Genomic DNA, 2,980 nt, shown 5'->3' on the forward strand with positions numbered 1-2,980 from the left:
TTATGTGGGTGATCGATGTCAAGTGCCCGTGTCGTCGAGTCGCTGGATAAGTCCGTCGAAGACCTTCTGCCGCCCGATCTGGCCCTTGTCTGCGGCGTCGTCTCGCTGACGGGTGAGGGTGGGGAGAAACTCGATGGTGGTGACGAAGAACGTGCATGACTCGCAGATCGACTCGAAGTGGCAGTCGAGTTCGACTGGGCGTGCGCAGTAGCCGTTACCGAGCATCCGCCGGTGGGCTTCGGCGCGGAGTTTGCGCATCGCGGCGGGCTCGTCCTCGGCAGGCAGGACGGCGGGTTCGTGTTTACTGTAGAGGGCTTCGACTTTCTCTGTGACGGAGAAGTATTGGTCGGCAACGGTCCGGTCCGCGATTCGGGCATAGACCATCGTCATCTCCATTGTCTTGTGCCCGAGCAATGCGGCGATCGCCTCGAGGCTCATACCCCGGTTGATGGCCTGCGTCGCGAGTGTGTGCCGCAGCTGATGAGGGTGGACGTGGCCGATTCCCGCTGCGGCAGCAGCGGATTGGACTGCCTTGTCGATTCGGGTGCCCGGGATCGGACGACCGCGGTCGGTGAAGAGCAGCGGACTGTCCTGCCAGTCCGGTCGGTGCTCGAGCCAGGTGTCGATCATTGTTTTGAGTTGGGGATGCAAGGGGACGTACCGGTCGTTGTGGAGCTTGCCGACGGGGATGCGGAGCCAGTAGGCGGAACCGATCTGGACGACCGAATCGATTGTCAGGTCGAGGAGTTCGCCTTTGCGCATGCCGGTACGTGAGAGCATTTCGATGGCGAGGCGACCGAACTCGTCGGGCAGGTTGCGGGCTGCGGTCAAGAACTTGGCGGCGGCGCCGTCGTCGAGGAATCGCGGTAGCGGCTTGTCCTTGATCGGCCGGTCCGAGGAGTAGACCGGCGCTCGGGCAGGGATATCAGGATAGTCCCATTCGATGATGCGTTGATAGAACGCGCTCAGGTGCCCCATGCGCATGCCGATGGTGGTCTTGGACAGGTTCGTGTTCTTGCGATACCCCGGCCGTGCCGCCAACCAGGTCTTGTAGGCCTCGATGTGGGTGCGGTCGATGTCGGCGACGCAGACTACGTCGCTGGTGGTGGCCAGATGGCCGGCGAACTGGCGCAGTGTGGTCTCGATGCAGTCCACCGACGAGACCCGCAGGCTGATGCCGATCTGGTCGAGGTAACGGCGCATCGTAGCGACCATGACGGGCGCGCACTCCTCGGCGCGGTCCCAACCGATCTCGGGCACCGATCGTGCTGCCCAGCGTTTGCGCGGATGTGGCCGGGGTCCTTGGCCGCGATGGAACATGAGCGCATCGAGCCCAAAGAGTGGCGCGTTCAACGATTTCGGTGCACGCCCGACCTTGGCGACTACGGCGGAATGAAACTGGGCCCGGGCCGCGACATACTCCGCCGAGGTGAGCGCCTCGGTCGTGGCGCCGGCGATGACACAGATCTGCGCGAGTTTGGACCACATCTTCCCTGCCTCGCGCTCGCAGAATCCCAAACTTGTTGCCTGCGTGCGGAATGTGGAAGCAGCTACGGGTTCACGTTCGGCCAGATGGGCGCCCCATTTCGATGATGATTGCACAACATAGATCGCATCGACGGCCACCGACTCGAAGACGGCCGCGAAGGCAACGAACGCGCGCACGATGTCGGGAGCTGCCATGCGCGCCGACACCGGTAGCGCGTTCCATGCGCCGAGATCACCGAACCTGTCCTCGAACCGCAGGACAGCCCGGAGTCGGGTTCGGTGGGCATGTGCATTGGTGACCGCGTGAACGTATGTGCGGGCCGCGGTTGACTCAGGTTTTCTCAAAGAGTCTGTCGGAACGCTCATTTCGCATCTCCAGGGATGTCACCGGCGATGCCGTCGAGAATGTCCATCGCCTTGGAATACTCGCCGATCAGCCAGTCGTTGGCCAGATGCAGATAGATGCGTGTGGACTCGATGGATGCGTGCCCGGCTTGAGCTTGAATCGCCTCCAACGCCATCCCCGATTCGCGGAGTCGGGTGAAGCAGGTGTGTCGAAGTTCGTGACATGTCGCATGAGGTAACCCGCCTCGAACTCGGGCGCCGGAGAGAATTTCATCGAGACCGGCCGCGGAAAGCGGGTTGCCGCGTCTGGGACGTTTGAGGACCACGAAGACATGATCGGTGGCACTGTCGATCGGGCGTTCGGCGTCGAGATAGCGGCCGAGGCTTTCGAAGAAGGTCGGTGCGACCGGGACGATGCGTTGGTGGCCGCCTTTGCCGGCGGCGACGAACACTCGTCGCTCACCGGGTCGGACATCGGGCATCCGTAAGCCCAGCACCTCGCATCGGCGTAGTCCGCCGAACAGCATCAACAGGACCATCGCCCGGTCTCGTTCGCAGCGTAGCGCGGCCAATAGTGCGTTGACCTCGTCGGGGCTCAGTACCCGTGGGAGGCGCCGCGGCGCTCTGATCAGTGGGGTCCCGCGAACGTGAGAGCGTCCTGACCGGGTCGAGAGGCCTCGCGGCACGGGATTCTTCTCGACCAGCCCACGCTCATGGAGGTAGGAGAACAGGCCGGAGATCGACGCCAGTCGACGTTTGATGGTCGAGGTGGCCAGTCCCGATTCGCCGTCGCTGAGGCGGACCACATTCTCTTTGCGTGGAAGTCGTTGCGCTTGAATGAAAGCCAGTACATCGCTGGTGCTCACCTGCGTCGGTTCCTTGCCGATGATGGTGAAGAAGACTTTCAGGTCGAACGTCTGTGCCAGGAGGGTGTTGGTTCGTGCTCTCGCAGCGACGAAGCGTAGGTATTCATCGAGAAGTGGTTCGCCGAGTCGTGGAATTTCGCCAGGCGGCCGGACCAGCGCTGGGACGAAAGCATTCATTGTGGGGCCTCCTCGATCGAGCCGACAACCGACATGATCAGCCTGACACTGGATGCGTCAGATCACCCACATATCATGATTTTCTTCGCGGGGGAACTCGACCC

The 2,980-nt window shown here is 62.5% G+C and carries 2 protein-coding genes; both read right to left on the minus strand.

Annotated features, from left to right (window positions below):
• Positions 1–18: 18 nt before the first annotated feature.
• Complete coding sequence (locus GOALK_RS13135) at positions 19–1,683, minus strand: tyrosine-type recombinase/integrase (RefSeq protein ID WP_232283170.1); 1,665 nt, start codon at positions 1,681–1,683, stop codon at positions 19–21.
• 167 nt (positions 1,684–1,850) lie between these two features.
• A complete protein-coding gene (locus GOALK_RS13140; protein WP_003943780.1) occupies positions 1,851–2,876 on the minus strand; it encodes a tyrosine-type recombinase/integrase in 1,026 nt (341 codons plus the stop codon).
• Positions 2,877–2,980: the final 104 nt, after the last annotated feature.

The organism is Gordonia alkanivorans NBRC 16433 (assembly GCF_000225505.1).
GTDB classification, from domain to species: Bacteria; Actinomycetota; Actinomycetes; order Mycobacteriales; family Mycobacteriaceae; genus Gordonia; species Gordonia alkanivorans.